10 protein-coding genes are annotated in these 22,430 nt (G+C 76.3%); all 10 read left to right on the forward strand.

Going from position 1 to position 22,430, the window contains the following annotated elements; translation table 11 throughout:
• The first annotated feature begins 249 nt into the window (after window positions 1-249).
• The 10 genes from BKA18_RS32045 (at window position 250) to BKA18_RS32090 (ending at window position 22,413) form a co-directional block, all read left to right on the forward strand.
• Window positions 250-1,479 carry a S1 family peptidase gene (locus BKA18_RS32045; protein WP_366048738.1) on the forward strand — a complete coding sequence of 410 codons (1,230 nt, stop codon included), beginning with the start codon at window positions 250-252 and terminating at the stop codon, window positions 1,477-1,479.
• 218 nt (window positions 1,480-1,697) lie between these two features.
• Entirely contained in the window at window positions 1,698-3,719 is a 2,022-nt protein-coding gene (locus BKA18_RS32050) for a LodA/GoxA family CTQ-dependent oxidase (protein ID WP_366048739.1), read from the forward strand.
• Window positions 3,716-4,888 carry an NAD(P)/FAD-dependent oxidoreductase gene (locus BKA18_RS32055; protein ID WP_366048740.1) on the forward strand — a complete coding sequence of 391 codons (1,173 nt, stop codon included), beginning with the start codon at window positions 3,716-3,718 and terminating at the stop codon, window positions 4,886-4,888. Before BKA18_RS32050 ends, BKA18_RS32055 begins: the two co-directional genes overlap by 4 nt.
• A gap of 371 nt (window positions 4,889-5,259) precedes the next feature.
• A complete protein-coding gene (locus BKA18_RS32060) occupies window positions 5,260-12,372 on the forward strand; it encodes an SDR family NAD(P)-dependent oxidoreductase (RefSeq protein ID WP_366048741.1) in 7,113 nt (2,370 codons plus the stop codon).
• Window positions 12,365-17,248 (forward strand): type I polyketide synthase, encoded by a 4,884-nt coding sequence (locus tag BKA18_RS32065; RefSeq protein WP_429638725.1) that lies wholly within the window; start codon window positions 12,365-12,367, stop codon window positions 17,246-17,248. The genes BKA18_RS32060 and BKA18_RS32065 overlap by 8 nt, the downstream gene beginning before the upstream one ends.
• Entirely contained in the window at window positions 17,238-17,555 is a 318-nt protein-coding gene (locus BKA18_RS32070) for a phosphopantetheine-binding protein (RefSeq protein ID WP_366048757.1), read from the forward strand. Before BKA18_RS32065 ends, BKA18_RS32070 begins: the two co-directional genes overlap by 11 nt.
• 7 nt (window positions 17,556-17,562) lie before the next feature.
• Entirely contained in the window at window positions 17,563-18,354 is a 792-nt protein-coding gene (locus tag BKA18_RS32075) for an alpha/beta fold hydrolase (protein ID WP_366048756.1), read from the forward strand.
• Window positions 18,355-18,356: 2 nt separating this feature from the next.
• On the forward strand, window positions 18,357-19,604 hold the full coding sequence (locus BKA18_RS32080) for a glycosyltransferase (RefSeq protein ID WP_366048760.1): 1,248 nt from the start codon (window positions 18,357-18,359) through the stop codon (window positions 19,602-19,604).
• Window positions 19,601-21,463 carry a class I SAM-dependent methyltransferase gene (locus tag BKA18_RS32085; RefSeq protein WP_366048755.1) on the forward strand — a complete coding sequence of 621 codons (1,863 nt, stop codon included), beginning with the start codon at window positions 19,601-19,603 and terminating at the stop codon, window positions 21,461-21,463. Before BKA18_RS32080 ends, BKA18_RS32085 begins: the two co-directional genes overlap by 4 nt.
• The gene (locus tag BKA18_RS32090; RefSeq protein WP_366048754.1) at window positions 21,460-22,413 is read left to right on the forward strand and encodes a galactokinase; all 954 of its coding nucleotides are present in this window, start codon (window positions 21,460-21,462) and stop codon (window positions 22,411-22,413) included. The genes BKA18_RS32085 and BKA18_RS32090 overlap by 4 nt, the downstream gene beginning before the upstream one ends.
• Window positions 22,414-22,430 lie beyond the last annotated feature (17 nt).

A 22,430-nucleotide genomic window follows, 5' to 3' on the forward strand; every position in this document is an offset into this window, starting at 1 on the left:
CTGCGGCAGGTGTGACGGGCATTCAGGTGCCCCGGCTCCCGGATGGCGGGCACCCGAGTAGGTCACCTTGCGCAGCACCTGAGGCAACTGCGCGAACGCTACCGCGCCGTGGTCGGCGGGGACTTGGTGTCGGTGCTCGTCGGTCATCCGGACATGGTGCACGGGGTCTCCCTCATGCCGCACCTCGCGGTGTCGCGCAGGCTCGCTCCATCGGATCCGACGTGCACTCGACACCGCGAGGAGACCCCGATGGAACGCCGCTCTCGCAAGGCAGCTCTCTGGGGCGCGACCGTGGCCGCCGTCCTGGCGGCCGCCGGCCCGCTCAGCCCGGCACATGCCGGGCCCCGGCCCGGCCCGTCGCCCTCGCCGTCGCCGCGCGGCATGCTCGATGCGATGCGGCGGGACCTCGGGCTGACGGCGGCGCAGGTGCGGACCCGGCTTGCGCAGGAGGCCGACGCACACCGTTCGGTGGCCGCCGTGCGCCGGGCGCTGAGCGCGCCGCCCGCCGGCATGTGGTTCGACAAGTCGACCGGCCGGCTCGTCGTCGCGGTCACCGGTGCCGCCGACGCACAGCGGGTACGGGAGGTCGGGGCGGTGCCCAAGACGGTGCCGCACAGCCGTGCCGCGCTCACCGGGCTGCTGCGCCGGATCACCGGCCGGGCCGGCGACGGAGTGCCGGGCGTCACCGGGTGGGGGGTGGACGAGCGCGCCAACGGCGTCGTACTCCGGGTCGACCGAAAACGGCGCGGCCCGCGGACCGACGCCTTCGAGCGCACCGTCCGCGGCCTCGGGGCGCGCGCGAAGATCCCGGTCACCGTCGAGCGCAGCGACCAGACGCCGCGGCAGCAGGGCGGATCGGTGGTGGGCGGGGAACGGTGGATGCCCGGCAGCGAGGGCATCTGCTCGATCGGCTTCACGGTGACCGGACCCGGCGACTTCCAGGGCTTTCTGACGGCCGGTCACTGCACCCTCACCGCCGATCAGGCCGCCTACGGCAAGGACGGCAGCCGCATGGGGACCTCCAACAAGGGCGGCGGGCACAGCGTGAACAACCGCGAGGGTGACTTCGGGCTGGTCGGGGTCGACCAGCCGGGCTGGACCGTCAGCTCGAACGTGGCGGGCCAGGGCGGTACGCCGGTCACCGTCACCGGTTCCCAGGAGGGACTGGTAGGGATGTCGATGTGCCGCTCCGGCCAGAGCAGCGGCTGGCACTGCGGGGAGATCACCCGCGTCGACCAGACCGTGGACTACGGAAACACGGTCATCGAGGGCCTCTCGTTCACCAACGCCTGCTCGGCGCCCGGCGATTCGGGCGGGTCGTACGTCACCCAGCCCAACGCCCCGATGGCGCTCGGAATGCACTCCGGAGGAGGCCCCGCGACCTGCGGCAACTTCGGCGGCACCACCCTGACCATCTTCCAGCCGGTCGGCGAGGCCCTGGCCAAGTGGAATCTGAAGCTGAAGACGGGCAGTCCGTAACGCGCGCCCGTCTGGGGCGCGGCGGCGACCGGCAGTGGTGATCGCCGCCGGCCCCGTCACGGCCCGTGACCGGCCCCCGGGCGGCCCCGCCCGCAGGGCGTCCCGAAAGGGTGAATCCGTGCACCCATTGCGACGCCTCGATGTCCTCCCCCGAGCGGCGCCGCTCCTACGTTTGAAGCCTTCGGGGGCATCCACTCCCGCCCAGTGAGAGGCCTTCGATGGACACCCAGATCGCACAGGTGAAGATCCACCCTGCCATCGGCATAGCCCGGGTCGGCAACAGTGACAAACCGCCCTTCCTCGGCCCGGAGTCACCGGACCAGCCGCCGCCGCCCGCCGGCTCGTGCAAGGACGGCTCGGGGAAGATCATCCGGCAGGCGGCCCGTTTCCGGATCTACGGCTACAACCAGGCGGGCGAGGTCGTCCGGGAGCTCAAGCTGGGCGACGAGGAGGTCACCGAGATCAAGTGGTCGGTGCACCTGGCCAACAAGAAGGCCGCCTGGTACCAGTTCCACCTCCCGCTCGACATCCCCGAGGCCCTCGCCCTGCCGGACACCCAGCGGCGCCGGCGGAACTTCGGCGTCAGGGGAGCCGAGCGCAAGAAGCTCGTCAACGACCCCGGCCGGCAGACCATCCGCGCCTCCGTGCACGAGACCGCCACCTTCGCCGGGAAGATCATGAACCGGGCGGTCCCGTTGGGCTCGATCTCCACCCAGAGCGACGGCCGCCTGCTGGTCGTCGGCGGTGTCGGCAAGTCGGCTTCCTACAGCACACCCGAGACGCCGATCTCCGGTGTCACCAACAACGACACCTGGTACGACGATGTCTCCGACGGCCCGGTCACCGCGGAGGTCACCCTCAGGGGCGGCACGAAGACCGCGACCCCCGCCTGGGTCGTGGTCGCCCCGCCGCACTTCGCACCCGGCGTGAAGACCGTCCGCACCCTCTACGACCTGCTCTACGACGTGTTCGTCGCCGAGCACACGCTGCCCGCCGTGCAGCAGGTCTCGTACCCGGACCACATCGAACCGCTCCTGCGGCGGTTCTGCGATCTGCAGTGGGTCAACCACGGCTTCGCCACCCAATTCGGCCGGCAGGGCCCGCACGACTTCCTCGAACCGGCCCTGCGCCGGCGGCTCGCCGACCCGGGCGAGGCCAGCCGGGAACTCCGCCGCCAGATCTACGTCCAGATGCGCGACTACGAGCGGGACGGGACGTCCCCCCTGCCCTGGCCCTGGCTCTACGGCGACGCCATGGCCGGCGGCAGGCCCACGTCCGTACGGCAGCACATCACGCTCTCCCCGGCCCAGGACCGGATGCTGGCCCAGTGGGCCGACGGCCACTTCACCACCGGCCCGCCCCGCACGGGCTTCCCCGTCGTGGACGACGCGCCGCCCGCCGAACAGCCGCACCTGCTGGACCGGGCCGCGCTGGAGAACTGCGCCGCCGATGCGTTCCACCCCGGCATCGAGGTCACCTGGCCGATGCGGCACAAGACCATGTACGCCGAGCCCTTCCGCATCCTGCACCGAGCACCGGAGACCCCGGAACGCGACTACGGCGACGTCCTCACGGTCCAGGACGCCCTGGGCAAGAACGGCCCGCTGCACGCGCAGGGGCCGGGCGACCTCACCCGCTGGATGGCCGCCCCCTGGCAGTGCGACGCGGCGAGCTGCCGCTCCGGCTACCAGGTGCGGTCCGGGCTCGGCCCCCGCTACAGCCCCTATCTGCCCACCTTCTGGCCCGCCCAGATCCCCAACCACGTGCTCACGCAGACGGACTTCGCCACCGTCAACACCCCACCGGCCGGCTCCGACGACAGCGCCAGGGAGAAAGCCTTCGAGAACCGGGCGGTGTGGCTGCGGGGCCTGCAGGGCGCCGACTTCAACAAGCAGCGCCGGCAGATGATCGACGACTGGTTCAAGTTCGGCATCGTCGAGACCCGCGAATACACCGTGGGCGACGCGAAGTTCCCCCGGTACCTCCAGGTGGAGTCCGAGCCCGGTTATCCGCCGGCCCCCGCCCACGCCAACCTCATCAACATCCAGGTACCCGAGGCGGGCGCGCCCCAACTGGCCGGGGTGGCCGGTACCTGGACCGGGGAGGTCCCGGCCGAGACCGTGGAGTCCATGCTCGTGCAGCAGGCGGTCCAGGAGGTCAAGGAGGCGACCGGACAGGACGAGGCGGCGATCGCCGCCGGATACCTGGAGAAGCTCGACCCCTTCCACGGCGCCCAGTGACCCCCGCACCCGGCTACGACGTCGTGGTCGCGGGCGGGGGGCCGGCCGGCTGCGCCGCCGCGCTCGCCCTCGTACGGGCCGGGCGCACCGTCCTGCTCGCCGACGCCGGCACCGGCCCGCCCAAAACCGGCGAGGCGCTGGTGTCCGTGGGGCGGCTGCTCCTGGCCGACCTCGGCGTCGAGGGACCGGTCCTGGGCAGCGGCCATCTGCCCTGCCACGGCAACCTGTCGGCCTGGGGCTCGGCCGCACTGCACGCCGTGGACTTCCTCCACGACCCGTACGGTCACGGCTGGCACCTCGACCGTCCGCTCTTCGACCGGCGGCTGCGCGCCGCCGCCCACGCGGCGGGCGCCGACGTCGCCGAGCACACCGTCGTACGGCGCCCCTCCCGGCAGCCGGACGGCACCTGGCGGCTCACCCTGTGCGACCGCACCGGCGGCGGGGAGCGTACGGTCCGCTGCCGCTGGGTGGTCGACGCCACCGGGCGGCGCGCCGCGATCGCCGTCCGCTCCGGTGCCCGGCGGTGCACCGGAGACCGGCTCACCGCCCTCCACCTCCTCCTCGACCCGGCCCCGCAGACCCCCACCGACGGCCGTTCGCTGGTCGAGTCCGACGAGGACGGCTGGTGGTACACCGCGCTGCTGCCCTCCCGGCACCGCCTGGTCGCCTACTTCACCGACCCCGACCTCCCCGTTGCCGCCGCCCGCGGCCCCGAGCGGTTCCGCGACCGGCTGCTGGCCACCCGGCACCTCTCCCGCCGGGCCCGCCCACACGGCCTGGGCACCCTGCGGCCACCCCGCCGGGCCCCCGCGCACAGCGCACATCTGGACCGGGTGCACGGCGACGGCTGGACGGCCGCCGGAGACGCGGCGGCCGCCTTCGACCCGCTCAGCTCCCAGGGCATCATCACCGCCCTCTACACCGGGCTGAGCGCGGGCCGGGCGGTCGACGCCCGGTTGTGCGGCGACCGGGCGGCCCTGGCCGACTACGCGGCGAAGGTCGCCGCGGCCCGCGCCGCTTACCACGACGGCCACCGTGCCGTGCACGCCCGGGAAACCCGCTGGACCGACCGCCCCTTCTGGGCCCGGCGGCAGCGGACCACCGGACCGGGATGCGGGGGATGCCAGGGGAAGCGGTTATCGGCCACCCCTGGGGCCGGTGGGCGATAACGGGCCGGTGGGGAGTGAGGGGCCCGGGGGCGCCGGTGTGACGGCGCGTGGGCAGGGGCCTTCTGCCGCACGGCGGCAGGAGCGGAACGGGCCGGGCGGGGACCGGACCTGTGCCACCGGACGGTGCACCCGGCCCGGCCCTGCCGGGCGGCCGCGCGAGGCGCTGCACCTCGGAGCGGGGACAGCAGCCGAAACGGTGCCTCGCACGGCGCGCGGGTGACCTTGGCGGAATCAACTACCGCCTGGCGCAGAGTCGTTGACAGTGCAAGGGGGTGGCCCCACGATGCAACGCGGCAATCAGCGGGCTACCACTGGGTAGCGCAGGTGGCAGTGGTCAGCGTGTTCGCCCCCCTCCGGCAGAAGGAGCGCCCGTGGTCCCCCCGCCCACGTTCCCCGGCACGCCTCTCCCCAGCTCTTCCGCCCCCGCTTCTCCGCCCTTCGGTGCACGTCCGGGCGGCCCGGCACGTGACGGTGACGCACCCGGCGACCGGGCCGCGGGAGCCGTACGGACCGGCCCCGCCCCCGCCGGGCCTCCGCTTCCGGAGGCCCCCGACCGCGATCTCGTCGTCGTGCTCTCGCCGTTCGAGGAGCCGGACGAGCGGATCATCGTGGCGGCCGCCCGCGCGGGCGCGCTCGGCCTTCTGGACCTCGGCCGGGACGCCGGTACGGCGCGTGCGGCGCTGGCCCGGACCGGGCGGCTGCCGTACGGCGTGCGCATCCCGGTGGGGTGCCCCTGCACCCCCGCCGACCTGCCCGATGAGGTCGACACCGTGCTGCTCGCCGATGCGCGGGCGTACGCCACGGCCGTGCCGCACGGAGCCCCCGCCCTGCCCTCGTCACCCGCCCCGCGGGACTGGGCCGACGGCGGCCGCCGTCGCGTATGGGCCGAGGTCACCACCCCCGAGGAGGCCGCGGCTGCCTGTGCCGCGGGTGTCGGTGCGCTCGTCGCCCGGGGCCATGAGTCGGGCGGCCGGGTGGGCGAACTCACCACCTGTGTCCTGCTCCAGCGGATACTCGCCGACCCGGCCGTGACCGTCCCCGTCCTCGCCGCCGGGGGCATCGGTCCGCACACTGCCGCCGCGGCCGTCGCCGGCGGGGCCGCCGGTGTGCTGCTCGACTCCCAGCTCGCGCTCACCACCGAGGGCGCGGCCCGGCTGCCCCGGGCGGTCGCCGCCGCGATCCGGGCCATGGACGGCAGCGAGACCACGGTCGTTGCGGGCCACCGGGTCCTCCTGCGCCCGGGCTTCGCGCTGCCGGGCGCCGACGCGGGCCTCGCTCCGGACGGCGGGGGCGTCGCCGGCCAGGGCCTCGGCCCCGCAGAGGTCACCGGGCTCCTCGGCTCCCGCGATCTGTCCGCCCAACTGCTTCCCATCGGCCAGGACGGTGCGTTCGCCGCCCGGCTCGCCGCGCGCCACCGCACCACCGCCGGCATCGTGCAGGCCGTACGCGCCGCCGTCACCGGCCACCTCGCGGCGGCGGCCCGCACCCGCCCGCTGGCCCGCCGCTCCGGGGCCCGCCATCTCCCCGTGGCCCAGGGGCCGATGACCCGGGTCAGCGACGAGGCCGCCTTCGCCGCCGCCGTGGCCACCGAGGGCGGGCTGCCCTTCCTCGCCCTGGCCGTCATGGACGGCGCGCAGGTGCGCCGGCTGCTGGCCGAGACCGCCGAACGGCTGGGCGCCAAGCCCTGGGGCGTCGGCCTGCTCGGCTTCGCGCCGCCCGCGCTGCGCGCCGAACAGCTCGCCGCGGTGGCCGAGTTCGCCCCCGACTACGCCCTGATCGCCGGCGGCCGGCCCGCCCAGGCCGCGCCCCTCGAAGCGGCCGGCACCCGGACCTACCTCCATGTCCCCTCCCCCGGCCTGCTGGAGCGCTACCTCGCGGAGGGCGCCCGCAGATTCGTCTTCGAAGGTCAGGAGTGCGGGGGCCACATCGGCCCCCGGGCCAGCTTCCCGCTGTGGGAGGAGCAGATCGAGAGCCTGCTGACACACGTACGCGCACACGGCGGGACGGCGGAGGAGCTGGACGTGCTCCTGGCCGGCGGCATCCACGACGCCCGCTCGGCCGCCATGGCCATGGCCGCCGCCGCCCCGCTCGCCGAGCACGGCGCCACCCTCGGGGTCCTGATGGGCACCGCCTACCTCTTCACCGAGGAGGCCGTGGCCACCGGCGCCGTTCTCCCGGGCTTCCAGCAGACCGCGCTGGCCTGCGAGCGGACCGTACTGCTGCGGACCGCGCCGGGCCATGCCACCCGCTGCGCCGAGACCGCCTACGCCGACGAGTTCGCGGCGGCCGAACGGCGGCTGGCCGCGGACGGCACGGACCCGCGGGCCCGCTGGGAGGAGCTGGAGCGGCGCAACCTCGGACGGCTGCGCCTCGCGAGCAAGGGCCTGCGGCACACCGACGGCGGGCGCCCGGCGCCGGTGGGGGAGCCGGAACAGCGCCGCGAGGGCCTGTACATGCTGGGCCAGGCCGCCACCACCCGCAGCGCCACCACCACCCTCGCCGCGCTGCACCGCGAGGTGACCGACGGGGCCACCGCTCTGCTCGACGCACGGGCGGCGCAGTTCCGGCCGCCCACCGGCCGCCCGGACCCGGAGGCGGACCCGCTGGACATCGCCATCGTCGGCATGGCCTGCTGCTTCCCGGGCGCGGCCGACACCGCCCGCTACTGGTCCCATGTCGTCCACGGCGTCGACTCCGTCACCGAGGTGCCCGCCGAGCGCTGGGACGCCGCTACCTACCACGACCCGGACCCCGCGCGGGCGGGCGAACGCACCCCCTCGCGCTGGGGCGGCTTCCTGCCGCCGATCCCCTTCGACGCCCTCGCCCACGGCATCCCCCCGGCCTCCCTCACCGGCATCGAACCGGTGCAGCTGCTCGCCCTCGACGCGGCGGCCAAGGCCCTGGCGGACGCCGGATACGCGGAGCGGGACTTCGACCGTGCCCGTACCGGCGTCGTCTTCGGCGCGGAGGCGGGCACCGAACTCGCCGGCGCCTACGGGCTGCGCGCGCTGCACCCGGCCTACCTCGGAGCGCTGCCGCCCGCCCTCGACGCCGCACTGCCCCGGCTGACCGAGGACTCCTTCCCCGGCGTGCTCGCCAACGTCATCGCCGGGCGGATCGCGAGCCGCCTCGACCTGGGCGGCGCCAACTGCACCGTGGACGCCGCCTGCGCCTCCTCGCTCGCCGCGCTCGACCTGGCCTGCCGGCAACTGCGCGACCACGACAGCGACATGGTCCTGTGCGGCGGTGCCGATGTGCACAACGGCATCAACGACTACCTGATGTTCGCGTCCGTCCGCGCCCTGTCGCCCACCGGCCGCTGCCGCCCGTTCGACGCCGCGGCCGACGGGATCGCGCTGGGCGAGGGCGTCGGCTGCCTGGTGCTGCGGCGCCTCGCGGACGCCGAGCGGGACGGCGACCGGATCTACGCGGTCGTCAAGGCGGTCGGCACCTCCAGCGACGGACGCTCCCTGGGGCTGACCGCCCCACGGCCCGAGGGGCAGCGGCGCGCCCTGGAACGTGCCTACCGGCGCGCCGGGATCAGTCCCGCACAGGTGGGCCTCCTCGAAGCCCACGGCACCGGAACCGTCGTCGGCGACAGCACCGAACTCGCCGTCCTCACCGAGCTGTTCGACGCCGCGGGCGCGACGCCGGGCAGCTGCTCGCTGGGTTCGGTCAAATCGCAGATCGGGCACACCAAATGCGCGGCCGGCCTGGCCGGGCTCATCAAGGCCGCCCGCGCGGTGCACACGGGCGTGCGGCCGCCCACCTTGCATCTGACCCGTCCGGCCGCGGACGGTGCCGCGGCGACCGGCCCGTTCCGCTTCGACACCGTCAGCGCCCGCCCTTGGCCCCTCCCCGTGGAGCGGCGCATCGCCGGGGTGAGCGCCTTCGGCTTCGGCGGCACCAACTACCATGCCGTGCTGGCCGGTTACGGCGGTGCGCCCGAGCCCGTGCACGCCCTGGAGGACTGGCCCGCCGAACTCTTCTGCTTCCGCGGGGCCGACCGTGCCGCCGCCGTACGGGCCGTGGAGCGGCTCGCCGCGCGGCTGGCCGACAACGACGCCGCCGGGCGGCCGTGGCCGCTGCGGGACCTGGCCGCCGAGACCGCTTCCGCGCCGGGGCCCCTACAGATCTGTGTGGTGGCCGAGGACCTCGACGACCTCGCCGGCAAACTGGCGGCGGCCCGCGGGCTCACCGCCACCGAGGGCGTGTACCTGCGCACCCGGGACGCCGACCCCGGTCTGGTGTCCTTCCTCTTCCCCGGCCAGGGCAGTCAGCGCACCGGCATGCTGGCGGAGTTGTTCACCGCCTTTCCCGCGCTGCGAACCCTCCTGGACGGTGCCGACCCGCAGTGGACCGCGGCCATGTTCCCGCCCGCCGCCTTCACCGCCGGGCAGCGGACCGCCCAGCAGGCCGCCCTCACCGACACCCGCGTCGCCCAGCCGGCGCTCGGCCTCGCCTCCGCCGCCGCCCACCGGCTGCTCACCACCCTCGGGGTGCGACCCGACTGCACCGCGGGGCACTCCTACGGCGAGCTGACCGCCCTGTGGGCCGCGGGCGCCTTCGACACCGAGGCGCTGCTCCGGCTCAGCGCCCGCCGCGCCGAGGCGATCCTCACGGCCGCCGGGGACGACCCCGGGGCGATGGCCGCCGTGGCGGCCGCGCCGGACCGGGTGGCAGAGCTGACCGGGGGCACCGGGGTCGTCGTCGCCAACCACAACGCCCCCGCCCAGTGCGTGCTCTCGGGGCCGACGGACGCCGTGGACCGCGCCGTGGCGGCCCTGCACACGGCCGATGTCGACGCCCGGCGGCTGCCGGTCGCCTGTGCGTTCCACAGCCCGCAGCTCGCCGCCGCCCGCGCGGATCTCGCCGCCGAACTGGACGCCACCGCGGTGTCCACGCCCGCCTTCCCGGTTTGGTCCGGCGCCACCGCCCGCCCGTACGACGGCACGCCGGCCGCGCTGCGGAGCACCCTGGCGGGCCAGGTCGCCGCGCCGGTGCGCTTCGTGGACCAGATCGAGGACATGTACGCCGCCGGAGTGCGCACTTTTGTGGAGGCCGGCCCCGGTCGGGTCCTCACCGGGCTCGTCGGGCAGATCCTGGGGGGCCGCCCGCACACCGCCGTGCCGCTGGACGTACCCGGCGAGTCCGCGCTCGCCCGGCTGCCGCACGTTCTGGCCCGGCTCGCCGCGGCCGGGGTCCCCCTCGACCCGGAGGCCCTGTTCCACGGGCGCACGCAGATCCTGCCGGACGCCGCACCGCGCCGCCCGGGATGGCTGGTGGACGGGCACGTGGTGCGCACCGCCGACGGCGCCTGTCTGCCGGGCGGGCTGCGCCCGGCACGGCGGGTGGACACCCCCGGGGAGACCGCGGCCGCGACCCACGAAGGGAGCGCCGCGGCCGGCGGCCTCGTCCGGCAGGATGCGGTGCTGGAGTATCTGCGGACCACGCGGGAGCTCGTCGCCGCCCAACGGGACGTCGTACTGCGCTACTTGGGGGAGGGCACGGCTTCCGGGCCGGGGTCCGCGGCGGAGCGGGCCGCCGTTGTGTCGTACCCCGCAACCGCCGTGGCCCAGGCCCCCGCGGCGGCCGCCGCGCCGCCGGCGCCGCCACCCGCCGTGGCGGAGCGGCTGACCCCCGACGAACTCCTCGACGCCGTACGGGAGATCATCCACACCCGGACCGGCTATCCGCGCGAGATGCTCGACGTCGGGCTCGACCTGGAGGCCGACCTCTCGGTGGACTCCATCAAGCGGGTGGAGATCATCGGCGCGCTGGCCGACCGGATCGGACTGCCGCAGGACGCCGGCGGGGCCGCGGAATCGGCGGTCGAACAGCTCGCCCGGGTCAAGACCATCAGCGGCATCGTCGACTGGATCGCCGCCGCGCGCGCCGAGCCCGCACCGGCCCCCGCGCCGGCCGGGCCCGCACCGGCGGCGCCCCCTGCTCCCGCCCCGCACACCACCGTGGGTCCCGCCGGACCGGACGAACCCGGCGGCGGCCCGGCCCCGTTGCCCCCGATCCGTTCCCTGGTCCGGGCCGTACCCCTCGGCCCGCCCGTCGGCCGGCCGCCCGCCGAGGTGGTGGCCGGGGTCGACTTCGCCGTGGTCGAGGACGGCCAGGGAGTGGCGCTGGCCTTCACCGCCCTCCTGGAGAGCCATGGCGCACGGGTGCGCACCGTCCCCGCCGAGCGGCTGGCCGGTCTCACCGGTGACGGGGTGGCCGCAGTGGTGGACCTCAGCGCGCTGCGGGCGGGCCACGCAGCCGTACTGCCCGGTCAGTACGCCGCACTGCGCGGCGCACTGACCGGCGGGAGCCGGTGGCTGCTGCTGGCCACCGCGGCCGGCGGCACCTTCGGCCAGGACGCCGTCGGCGACGCCCCCGACCCGCTGCCCGGCGCCGGCCTGCGCGGCTTCGCCCGGACGGCCGCCCTCGAATACCCCGACGCCCTGATCCGCGCCGTGGACATCGACCCCAAGGACCGCCCCGAACGGATCGCCGCCCACCTCCTCGCCGAACTCTGCGCCCCCGGCGAGCCGGTCGTCGTCGGCCACACCCGGGGCGCCCGTACGACCCTGCGCGCCGTCCCCGTACCGCTGCCCCACGACCGCACCGCCACCGGCCGGCCCCCGCTCGGCCCCGGCTCCGTGGTGCTGCTGACCGGCGGAGCCCGCGGGATCACCGCCCGTACGGCCCTCGCCCTGGCCCGCGCATACGGCTGCCACCTCGAACTCCTGGGACGCACGCCCCTGGAGGACGCCCCCGAGGACCCGGCACTCGCGCACGCCCACGACCGCATCGCGCTGCGCGCCGCGCTGATCGCCCAGGGCCTGCGCCGGCCCGCCGAGATCGAGGCGGCGGCCGGCCGGGTGCTGGCCCGGCGCGAGATCGCCGGCACCCTCGCCGCCCTGGAACCGCTCGCCGCCTCCGTGCGCTACCACGCCGCCGATGTCACCGACGAGAGTGCCGTACGCGCCGTGGTGGACGACATCCGGGACCGGCACGGCCGCCTCGACGGGATCGTGCACGGTGCGGGCACCCTGGAGGACAAGCTGCTGCGGGACAAGGACCCGGCGTCGTTCGCCCGGGTCTTCGCCACCAAGGTCGACGGCGCCCGCCATCTGCTGTCGGCCGCCGGCGAGGACACCGGCTTCGTCGTCCTCTTCGGCAGCGTCGCCGGGGTCTTCGGCAACCGCGGCCAGGCCGACTACGCCGCGGCCAACGACGCCCTGGACACTCTCGCCGGGGCCTGGTCGGCCCGGATGCCCGGCCGCGTCCTCGCCGTGGACTGGGGCCCCTGGGCCGCCACCGGCGGCGGCATGGTCACCGCGGAACTGGAGCGCGCCTACGCCCGCCGCGGTGTCGCGCTCCTGGATCCCGACGCCGCGGCCGCCGCCCTCCTGGACGAACTGGCGCGGGGCACCGCGGCCCAGGTCGTGCTGGCGGCGGAGGCGAACGGCCGGGCGGCGGACGATGAGTGAGGCCCCCTTCCGTCCCTCCGGGCCCCGGCCCACGGACGCCGCGATCGTCGGCATGGGGGCGCTCTTCCCCGGCGCCGGCGACCTCGCCGCCTACTGGCGCAACGTGGTGGCCGGTACGGACTGCATCACCGACGTGCCGCCCGGCCGCTGGGACCCGGAGGTCTACTACGACCCGCACGGCGCCGAGGGCCCCGCCCGCAGCGACCGTTTCTACTGCCGGCGGGGCGGCTTCCTGGACGAGCTAGCCGTCGTCGACCCCACCCGCTTCGGCATCATGCCCGCCGCGGTCCCGGGAGCCGAGCCCGATCAGCTGCTCGCGCTGCGGGTGATCGCCGACGCCATCGCCGACGCGGGCGGCCACGAGCGGCTGCCCGCCGACCGCTCCCGTATCGGCGTCATCCTCGGCCGCGGCGGCTACATGGGCGTGGCCACCGCCCGCCTCGACCAGCGGGTCCGTACGGCCCATCAGCTCGCCACCACCCTGCACGAACTCGCCCCGGAACTGGGGGAGGAGCGGATCGCGGCCGTCCGGGAGGCCTTTCAGGCGAGCCTGGGGCCCGAGGCGCCGGAGGCCTCCATCGGCCTGGTCCCCAGCTTCACCGCCGCCCGGACCGCCAACCGGCTGGACTTCCGCGGCCCCGCCTACACCCTCGACGCGGCCTGCGCCTCCTCCCTGCTGGCCGTGGCACAGGCCGTCGATCTGCTGGCCGCCGGCCGCTGCGACCTGATGGTCGCCGGAGCCGTACACCACTGCCATATCGCCACCCTGTGGAGCGTCTTCACCCAGCTGCGCGCGCTCAGCCCCAGCCAGCACATCCGCCCCTTCGACCGCCGGGCCGACGGGACCCTGCTGTCCGAAGGCACCGGTGTCGTCCTGCTCAAGCGGCTGGCCGACGCCGAGCGCGACGGGGACCGGGTGTACGCGGTGATCCGCGGGGTGGGAGTGGCGGGGGACGGGCGTACCGCGAGTCTGATGAGCCCCGAGGTCGAGGGCCAGGTCCAGGCGCTGGCGCAGGCCTGGCACGGTGCGGGCCTCGACCCGGCGGCCCCCGGAGCGCTCGGGCTGCTGGAGGCGCACGGCACCGGGACCCCGGTGGGCGACCGCACCGAACTGGCCACCCTGGCGAGGGTGTTCGGGCCGCCCGGGGCGGGCCGGGCGCCGATCGGCCTGGGCTCGGTGAAATCGATGCTCGGCCACACCATGCAGGCCGCCGGCATCGCCGGACTGATCAAGGCCGCCCTCGCCGTCCACCACCGCACCCTGCCGCCGACTCTGCACCTCGACGAGCCGCAAGAGGACCTGGCCCGCACCCGTATGCGGCCGGTCACCGCGGCCGAACCCTGGGACGCCGGACCGGCCCCACTGCGCGCGGGCGTCAACGCCTTCGGCTTCGGCGGGATCAACGCCCACGCCGTCCTGGAGGAAGCACCGGGAGCATCGGGAGGACCGGGAAGACGCAGCCCCGACGCGCCGCCCGTGCGCCGGAACTCCCGGCTGCGGGCGGCGGAGCCGGAGCGCACCTACTGGCTCACCGCGGACACCCCCGGCGAACTCGCCGAGGAATTACGGAAGGCGGGGGACCGGGGTGCGGACGCGGACACCGGCGTCCCCGCGCACCACCGCCCCTGCCGGCTCGCGCTGCCCGACCCCACCCCGCAGCGCCGCGCCCTGGCCGCCAAGATCCTCGCGCGCGGCCTGCCCTGGCGCGGCCGCGGCGAGGTGTGGTTCACCCCGGCCCCCTTCTTCGGGCCGTACGCCGCGGAGCCGGGAGCCCGGCTCGCGTTCCTCTTCCCGGGGCTGGAGGCCGAGTTGCCGCCCCCGGTGGACGAGATCGCCGACCTGCTGGCCCTGCCCCGGTCCCGGGTCACCGGCGGCGCGGGACTGGTCGAGCGGGCCGTCGACACCCTCACCACCGGACGGCTGCTCGCCCGCGCACTGCGCGAACTGGGCATCGCCCCCGACCTGCTGGCCGGCCACAGCCTCGGCGAATGGACCGCGATGGTGGTCGCCGGCATGTATCCGCCGCAGGCCGTGGACGCCTTCCTCGGCTCGCTGAGACCGACCTCGCTCGCCGTACCCGACCTGGTCTATGCGGCCCTGGGCTGCGGCGCCGCACAGGCGGCCGCGGCACTGGCGGGGCTGGACCGGGTCGCGGTCAGCCATGACAACTGCCCGCACCAGTCGGTGATCTGCGGGGACCCCGGGCAGCTGGCCGAGGCCGTGCGCAGACTCGCGGAGCAGGGCGTACACGCCCAGGAGATGCCGTTCCGCTCCGGCTTCCACACGCCGATGTGGGCGCCCTACCTCGACCAGGTGGGCGCCGCGTTCGACGCCCTGCCGCAACGGGACCCGCAGCTTCCCGTGTGGTCGGCCACCACGGTCGCCACGTTTCCCGAAGACCCGTCCGCGGTACGCCGGCTGGTGCTGCGGCACCTGCTGGAGCCGGTCCGCTTCCAGGAGCTGACCAGGCGGCTGTACGAGACGGGCGTACGCGCCTTCGTCCAGGTCGGCGCCGGCAGCCTCACCGGGTTCGTGGCCGACACCCTCCACGGACGGGAGCACCTCGCCGTCGCGGCGGCCGGCGCCGGCGACGGCGGAACAGGACCGCTGCGGCGGCTGGCTGCCGCTCTGTGGGCGGAGGGGGTGAACCTGCGGTGGGATCGGCTGGGGGGTGTCGCGGGTGCCGGGTCGCTCGGCACTGTGCCGTCCGCGGCGCCGGTCACCGCCCGGTCCGCGGTGTCCGCCACCGTGCCGTCCGCGGTGCCCGGTGCCGTCCCGTCCGCGGCGTCCGCCACCGTCCCGGCGGCATCCGGCCCGCCGGTCCGGTTGGACCTCGGCTCACCGCTGGTCCGGCTGGGCGAGACGGTGCCGAGGACGGGGATTTTCGCGTCCGCGGGCCCACCCCCACCCCCGAACCCACCCCCCGCCTCCTCCCCCGAAGGGGGAGGAGGGGGAGGGGGCGGGGGAGCGCTGTCGCACGCACGTCCGCCCGCCGCCGAACCCGTCCGGCAGGCCCTCGACGCGCTCCTCGCCGAGACCCGCGCCGCCAGCAGGACCGTCGCCGCCGCGGCCGCGGCCCATGCCGCCCCCGCCACCGTGCCGTCCGCGGCCCATGCCGCCCCCGCCACCGTGCCGTCCGCGGCCCATGCCGCCCCCGTCGCCGCCGCGGCCGCCGCCCCCGCCGCCGCACCGTCCGCCGCCCACGGCGCCCCCGCCGCGACCCCCGCGCCCCCCGCCCCCGCCGTCGCACCGCCCGCCGCCCCCGCCGCCCCCACGACCGCCCTTCCGACCCCGTCGCCCCCCACCCCCCACCGCACCCTCCGCACCCTCCGCCACCTCTCCCTCGACACCCTCCCCTACGTCCGCGACCACTGCGTCTACCTCCAGCCCGACGACTGGCCCGAGCCCGCCGACCGCTTCCCCGTCGTCCCGATGACCACCCTGCTCGAACTGGCCGCCGAAGAGGCCCGGCAGGTGTCCCCGGGGCAGACCGTCACCGGCTACTCCGACGTACGGGCCCTGCGCTGGCTGCCCGTCGCCCCGCCCGTCGACCTGACCGTCACCACCACCCCCGCCGGGGACGGCCGGATACGGGTCGGCCTCGGCGACTACGCGTCCGTGACCGTGCACCTCGCGGCGCACCACCCGGCGCCACCGCCCCCCGACCCCTCGCCCCTGACCTCCGGCGGGCCGGCGCCGGTGAGTGCCGCGGCGCTCTACCGGGACCGGTGGATGTTCCACGGCCCGGCGTTCGCCGGCGTCCACGAGGTCGGCACGCTCGCCGCCGACGGCATCCGCGGCACGCTGCGCGCCCTGCCCGCGCCCGGCGCCCTCCTGGATGCCGCGGGCCAACTCCTCGGCCACTGGATGCAGCTGAAGCTCTCCGGCGACCGGCTGGTCTTCCCCGCGACCCTGGACCGGGTACGGCTCTACGGTCCCCCGCCCCGCGCGGGTGCGCTGCTGGCGGCCACCGCCCGGATCCGTGCGGTACGGCCCGGCACGGTGCGCGGCGACGTGGAGCTGTGCCGCGCCGACGGCGCCGTATGGGCGCGGCTGGAGGGGTGGACCTACCGGCGCTTCGGGGCCGACGAGCGGGTGTGGCCGATGAAGTTCACCCCGGAGGTGTGCGGCATCGGCGAACCCCGGCCGGGCGGCTGGTGTCTGGCCCGACGTCGCTGGTCGGACCCGGCCTCGCAGGAGCTGGTCATGCGCCGCTATCTGGGCGCGGCCGAACGCGCACGCTACGAACGGTGCGCGCCGCACGCCCGTACGGCATGGCTGCTGGGCCGGATCGCGGCCAAGGACGCGGTCCGTGAACTGCTGTGGGACGAGGGGGCCGGGCCGGTCTTCCCGGCCGAGGTCGCCGTCGTCGACGACGACCACGGCCGCCCCCGCCCCGACGGCCCGCTCACCCGCGGCATCCATCTCTCGCTCGCCCACAAGGACCGCATCGCCGTCGCCCTCGCCCACCGGTCGGGCTCCGTCGGGATCGACATCGAGACCGTCACCGACGATCCGGGCGCCCTCGAACGGATCGCCCTCACCCCGGCCGAACGCCGCCTGGCGGACGGCCTCCACGCCCGCGACGCCGCCGACGGCCGCGCCCACTGGATCACCGCCCTGTGGTGCGCGAAGGAGGCCGCGGCGAAGGCGGCCGGCAGCGGCCTCGGCGGCCGGCCGCAGGCGTGGGCCGTGACCCCGGCACCGGGCGGCACCCTGTGGGTGGCCGCCCCGGACGGCCGCCGCCACCTCGTCCGCCTCGACTTTGTCCACGACCCGTCCGCACGCCACGTCGTCGCCTGGGCCGGGCCGCGGCCCGGGGACCGTACGGGCACCGACACCCCCACACTCCCGGAGGCCGTCCATGGCAGCTGAGCCCCGCACCGAGCGCACCCGGACGATCGTGGACGAGATCACCGACATGCTGGTGAGCGTCGTCGGCGACGAACTCCTCGTCGTCGGGGAGATCGGCCCCGCCACCACCTTCAACGACGATCTCGCCCTGGAGAGCATCGAGTTCGTCGCGCTGGCCGAGCTGCTCCAGGAGCGGTACGGCCCGTCGGTGGACTTCCTCGGCTTCCTCGCCGAGAAGGACATCGACCAGATCCTGGCCATGTCGGTCGGTGAACTCGCCGCGCACGTCGACCGGGTCACCACCGCCGGCCGGACCTGCGCGAGCTGAGCGCGCCATGGCCCACACCCACGCAAACGGGCTGCACCTGCACACCCAGCGGCTGCCGGGCCGCGGCGACGGCCCCACCGTGGTCTTCCTCCACGGGCTGGTGATGGACAACCTGTCGAGCTTCTACTGCACCCTCGCCGGCCCCGTCTCCCGCGCCGGCCACCCCGTGCTCCTCTACGACCAGCGCGGCCACGGCCGCAGCGAGCGGCCGCCCCGTGGCTACGACCGGGACACCGCGGTGGCCGACCTCACCGCCCTGCTCGCCGCCCTCGGGCTCGACCGCCGCCCGGTGCATCTGGTCGGCAACAGCTACGGCGGTGTACTGGCCCTGCACACCGCGCTCCGCCGCCCCGACCTGGTCGCCTCGCTGGTGCTGATCGACGCCCAGCTGACCGGCGACTGGGTCGAGGACATGACCGACACCCTCTCCGTCGCGGCCCTCGGCCTCGAACACAGCGGGCTGCCCGAACAGCTCGCCGCGCTCGGGCGGCGCAAGGAGGCCCGGCTGGCGGCCGGGGCCGACGCCCTGCTCAACCACACCACCCTGATCGAGGACCTCGCCTCGGCGACCGCCTTCACCGCCCGCGACTTCGCCCGGCTGCGCTGCCCGATCCTCGCCGTCTACGGCGCGCACTCCGAACTGCTGCCAGGAGCATACGAGTTGGTGCGCAGCGTGCCGGACTGCGAGCTGTGTGTGCTGCCCGGCGTGGGGCACACCGTGCTCAACGAGGCCACCGAAGGGCTGTGCGCCGCGGTGCTGACCCGGCTCGGCGCCCGGGCCGGGGCGGTGGCCGGATGAGAGTGCTCTTCGTGGTGCCGCCGCTGGCCGGGCATGTCAACCCCACCGTCGCCGTCGCCGCCGAACTCACCGCCCGCGGCCACCAGGTCGCCTGGGCCGGTCCCGCCGCCGCCCTGGAGCCACTGCTCCCCGCGGGCGCCCTGCTGTACGCGGCGGGGGACCGCGGTGCGGCCGAGGGGCAGGACGTCCTGCACGCCCGCTGGCGCGATCTGCGGGGCGTGGCGGCGCTGCGGTTCCTGTGGGCGGAGGTCCTCATCCCGCTCGCCCGCGCGATGCTGCCCGGGGTGCACAGCGCCGTCGCCGCCTTCCGGCCCGATGTGCTGGTGGCCGATCAACAGGCCCTCGCCGGAGCCCTGGTGGCGCGCCGGCACGGGCTGCCCTGGGTGACCTCGGCGACCACCTCGGCGGAGTTCACCCAGCCGTTCGCCGGGGTCCCGAAGGTGGGGGAGTGGGTGGCGCAGAGCATCGCGGCGCTGCTCGCCGACTGCGGCGCACCCGCCGGCTGGGACCCACGCTTCTCCCCGCACCTCGTCCTGGTCTTCTCCACCCCCGAACTCATCGGCCCCGGCGGGCCGGACCCGGGCGGACGCGGCGCCGGCGGATACCCGCCCCACTACGCCTTCGTCGGGCCCGCCTTCGGCGCCCGCCCGCCGGCCGGCGGCTTCCCCTGGCGCCGGCTGGATCCCGCCCGGCCCCGGGTCCTGGTCTCCCTGGGCACCCTCAACCGCGAGGCGGGCGCCCGTTTCTACCCCGCGGTCCTGCGTGCCGCGGACGCCCTCGCCGACCGCGCCCAGCTGATCCTCGCCGCCCCCGGCGACCTCATCGGGACCCTCCCGCACCACGTGGTGCACCAGGAGTACGTCCCCCAGCTGAAGCTGCTGCCGCACCTGGACGCGGTGCTGTGCCACGGCGGCCACAACACCGTGTGCGAGGCGCTCGCGTACGGGCTGCCGCTGGTCGTGGCGCCGGTCCGCGACGACCAGCCGATCGTCGCCCGCCAGGTGACCGAGGCCGGCGCGGGCGTACGGGTGCGCTTCGGCCGGGCCCGCGCGGAAGAACTGCACCGGGCGCTGTCCGCCGTCCTGGACGACCCGGCCCACCGCCGCGCGGCCCGCCGCATCCAGGCGTCCTTCGCCGAGGCGGGCGGCGCCCCCGCCGCGGCCGACCGCCTGGAGAAACTGCCGCCCGGGCCGCACCTGCACCCGCCCGTCCCCGGCACCGCCCCGACCGTGAGCGTGGAGGGACCATGAGCCAGCTGACACCAGCGCACCGTTCGGGACGACGTACGCGATGGGTGGCGGCCGCCGCCGTCACGGCCCTGGGCGCGGGCACCGTACGCGCCCGCCGCCGGCTCGCCGCGCTGCCCGTGCTCGACCTCGCCCCGCACGACTCGCCGCCGCTGCTGGGCTGGCAGCTGATCACCGCGCCCGGTGTCACGGCCGACGAGGCCACCCTGCGCGCCGCGGTCGCCCACGCCGTACGCGAAGGACTCCAGGTCCTGGACCTCGTCCCGACCCAGCTGGACGCCGAGAGCACCCTCGGGCTGCTCCGGCTGCTGGACCCCGCGGGCCACCGCACCGACCGTTGTGCTCCGGGCCACAGCGCGGGCCATGCGCTGCTGGTGGCCGACGCGGTCCTCGGGCGGGCCGGGCTCGACGACGCGGAGCCGCCGCGCTCGGCGGCCGACCTGCTCCGCCTCGTGCGCACCCTCAAGGAGTACGCCCCCGAGGCCACCGGCTGGGCCCTGGCACCCGGCGTGACGGCGCCGCCCTGCGACCCTGGGTGGCGCGCCGAGGAACTGCGCGCCCGCGGCCTGCCGCCGGGCCTGCTGTCCGCAGCCCAGCTCGCCGGGCTCGCCCTGCTGGTGAAGTGCTGTGTCTCGGCACCGCGTTGGGGCCTGGCCGCGGCCGCCCTGTACTGGCTGCAGCCCGCCGCCGTGCTGGCCCCGGCCCGCGGACCGCGCCCCGCCGACCTGGCCCGCGCCACCGCGCTGCGTCCGCTGCGCACCCTGACCACCGCGCTGCGGACTCTGCAAACGCCCTCGGCCGATCCGCCCGAACCGGCCGGCACCGCGGCGCGCCGGGCCGCCTACCTCAACGAACTCGCCGCCGGCACCGAGCGGTTCTTCGAACCCCGCCGCACCGACTGCCCCTGGTGCGCGGCACCGGACCTCGCCGTGCGGGTCCGGATGCCCGACCTGCTCCAGGGCAAGCCCGGCCGCTTCACCCTGGAGGAGTGCCGCCGCTGCGGCCACATCTTCCAGAACCCCCGCCTCACCCCGGACGGACTGGACTTCTACTACCGCGACTTCTACGAGGGCCTCGGCGGCGAGGGCGCCGCCCTGGTCCTGGGCCGGATGAGCGGCACCTACCGCGACCGTGCCGCACTGCTGCGGCCCTTCACCACCCCCAGGGCCTGGCTCGACGTCGGCACCGCCGCCGGGCACTTCTGCAACGCGGCGCGCACCGTTTGGCCCGACACCCGATTCGACGGCCTGGACATGGGTGAGGGGGTGCACGAGGCCGCCCGCCGGGGCTGGATCACCACCGGCTACCAGGGCCAGTTCCCCGACCTGGCCGACCGGCTCGCCGGCCGCTACGACACGGTGAGCATGCACCACTACCTCGAACACACCCGGGACCCCTTCGCCGAACTCGACGCGGCCGTCAAGGTCCTGGCCCCCGGCGGCCATCTGCTGATCGAGCTCCCCGACCCCGAGTCCCGTACGGGGCGACTGCTCGGCCCCTACTGGCTGCCCTGGTTCCAGCCCCAGCACCAGCACCTGATGCCGGTGGGCAACCTCAAACAGGCCCTGGCCGCCCGGGGCTTCACCGTCCTGGCCGAGCAGCACGGTGCGGCGCACCAGGGCAACGGCGACTTCCTCGCGGCCGTCGCCCTCCTCGCGAACCGGCTCGCCCCCGACCCGCGAGCCCCTTGGGCCGTCGTCCCCGACACCCCGGGCCGCCGCCGCGCCCGAAGTGCCGTACAGGCCATGGCGGTTCCCTGCTACGCCGCCGCCTTCGCCCTGGACGCCCTGGGCACCGTCGCGGCCCGGGCCACCGACGGCGGCAACGCCTACCGGCTGCTGGCCCGCAAAGCACTGGGGTGAGCGCGGTGGACCTGGCCCGGCGCGCGACGGCGGACCCGCTGCTGCGGCTGCTCGCGCACGGCTTCGCGACCACGTACCGGCGGCCGCCCGGCGCGGTGTGGCGGGCTCCGTACGCCTTCCGGCTCGCCGCCTCCGCCGTCGAGCCCGCCGCGCCGCTCACCGCGGCGGCCCCACGGACCGACTGGGTCGCGGCGGCCAACTGGTATGTCGCCGCGGCCGTCTCGCCGCGCGCCGACGGCCTGCTCCGCTGCGGCTCGCTCAACCACCCGGCCGAGTCCGCCGAGCTCCCCCTGACCGGCCCGGCCGCCCGCGCCCCCGGCTGGGCGGCCCGTCCCTACGCCGTGCTGCGGGCGCTCGCCGCCGCCGGCTTCGGCCGGGGCGGCGCCGATCTGCACGTGAACGCCACCCTGCCCGATGCCGTGGGGCTGCCCGTCGCCGAACCGCTGGAGTGCGCGGTCGCGTTGGCTCTCGCGGACGTCCACGCCGCACGGGGTGCCCGCCCGCTGCCCCGTGCGCAGCTGGCCGAACTCCTCGGCGCCGCCGTACCCGGCGACCACGGGCTGCGCCGCGCGGTGCTCTTCGGCCGGACCGGTCAGCTCCTGGCGGCCGACGGCAGCGCCCGCCGACCGCTGCCCGCCCCGGACGGCGGCCCCGCGCCCTGTCTGCTGCTCCTGACGGCCCGCACCGCCACCGGCGGCGGTACGGGGGACACCGGCGCCGCGGCCGTGGCCACCGGCCTGGCCGGCGCGGTCCGCGAAGCCCTCCGGGCCGGCGCCCGGTCCGCCTGCTGGCCGGGCACCCGCCCGGGGCGCAGCGTCCTGCTGCTGATGCCCCCTGACCGGCGCGCGGCCGTCCGCACCGCCGTCCTCGACGCCTTTCGCCGCTGCGACCTGCCCGTACCGCGTCTGCTGCGGATCGCCGTCACGGGCGCCGCCCGCCGCGAGGACTGACACCCCCCACACCTGCC

The organism is Streptomyces auratus, from assembly GCF_050433025.1.
Classification (GTDB): Bacteria; Actinomycetota; Actinomycetes; order Streptomycetales; family Streptomycetaceae; genus Streptomyces; species Streptomyces sioyaensis.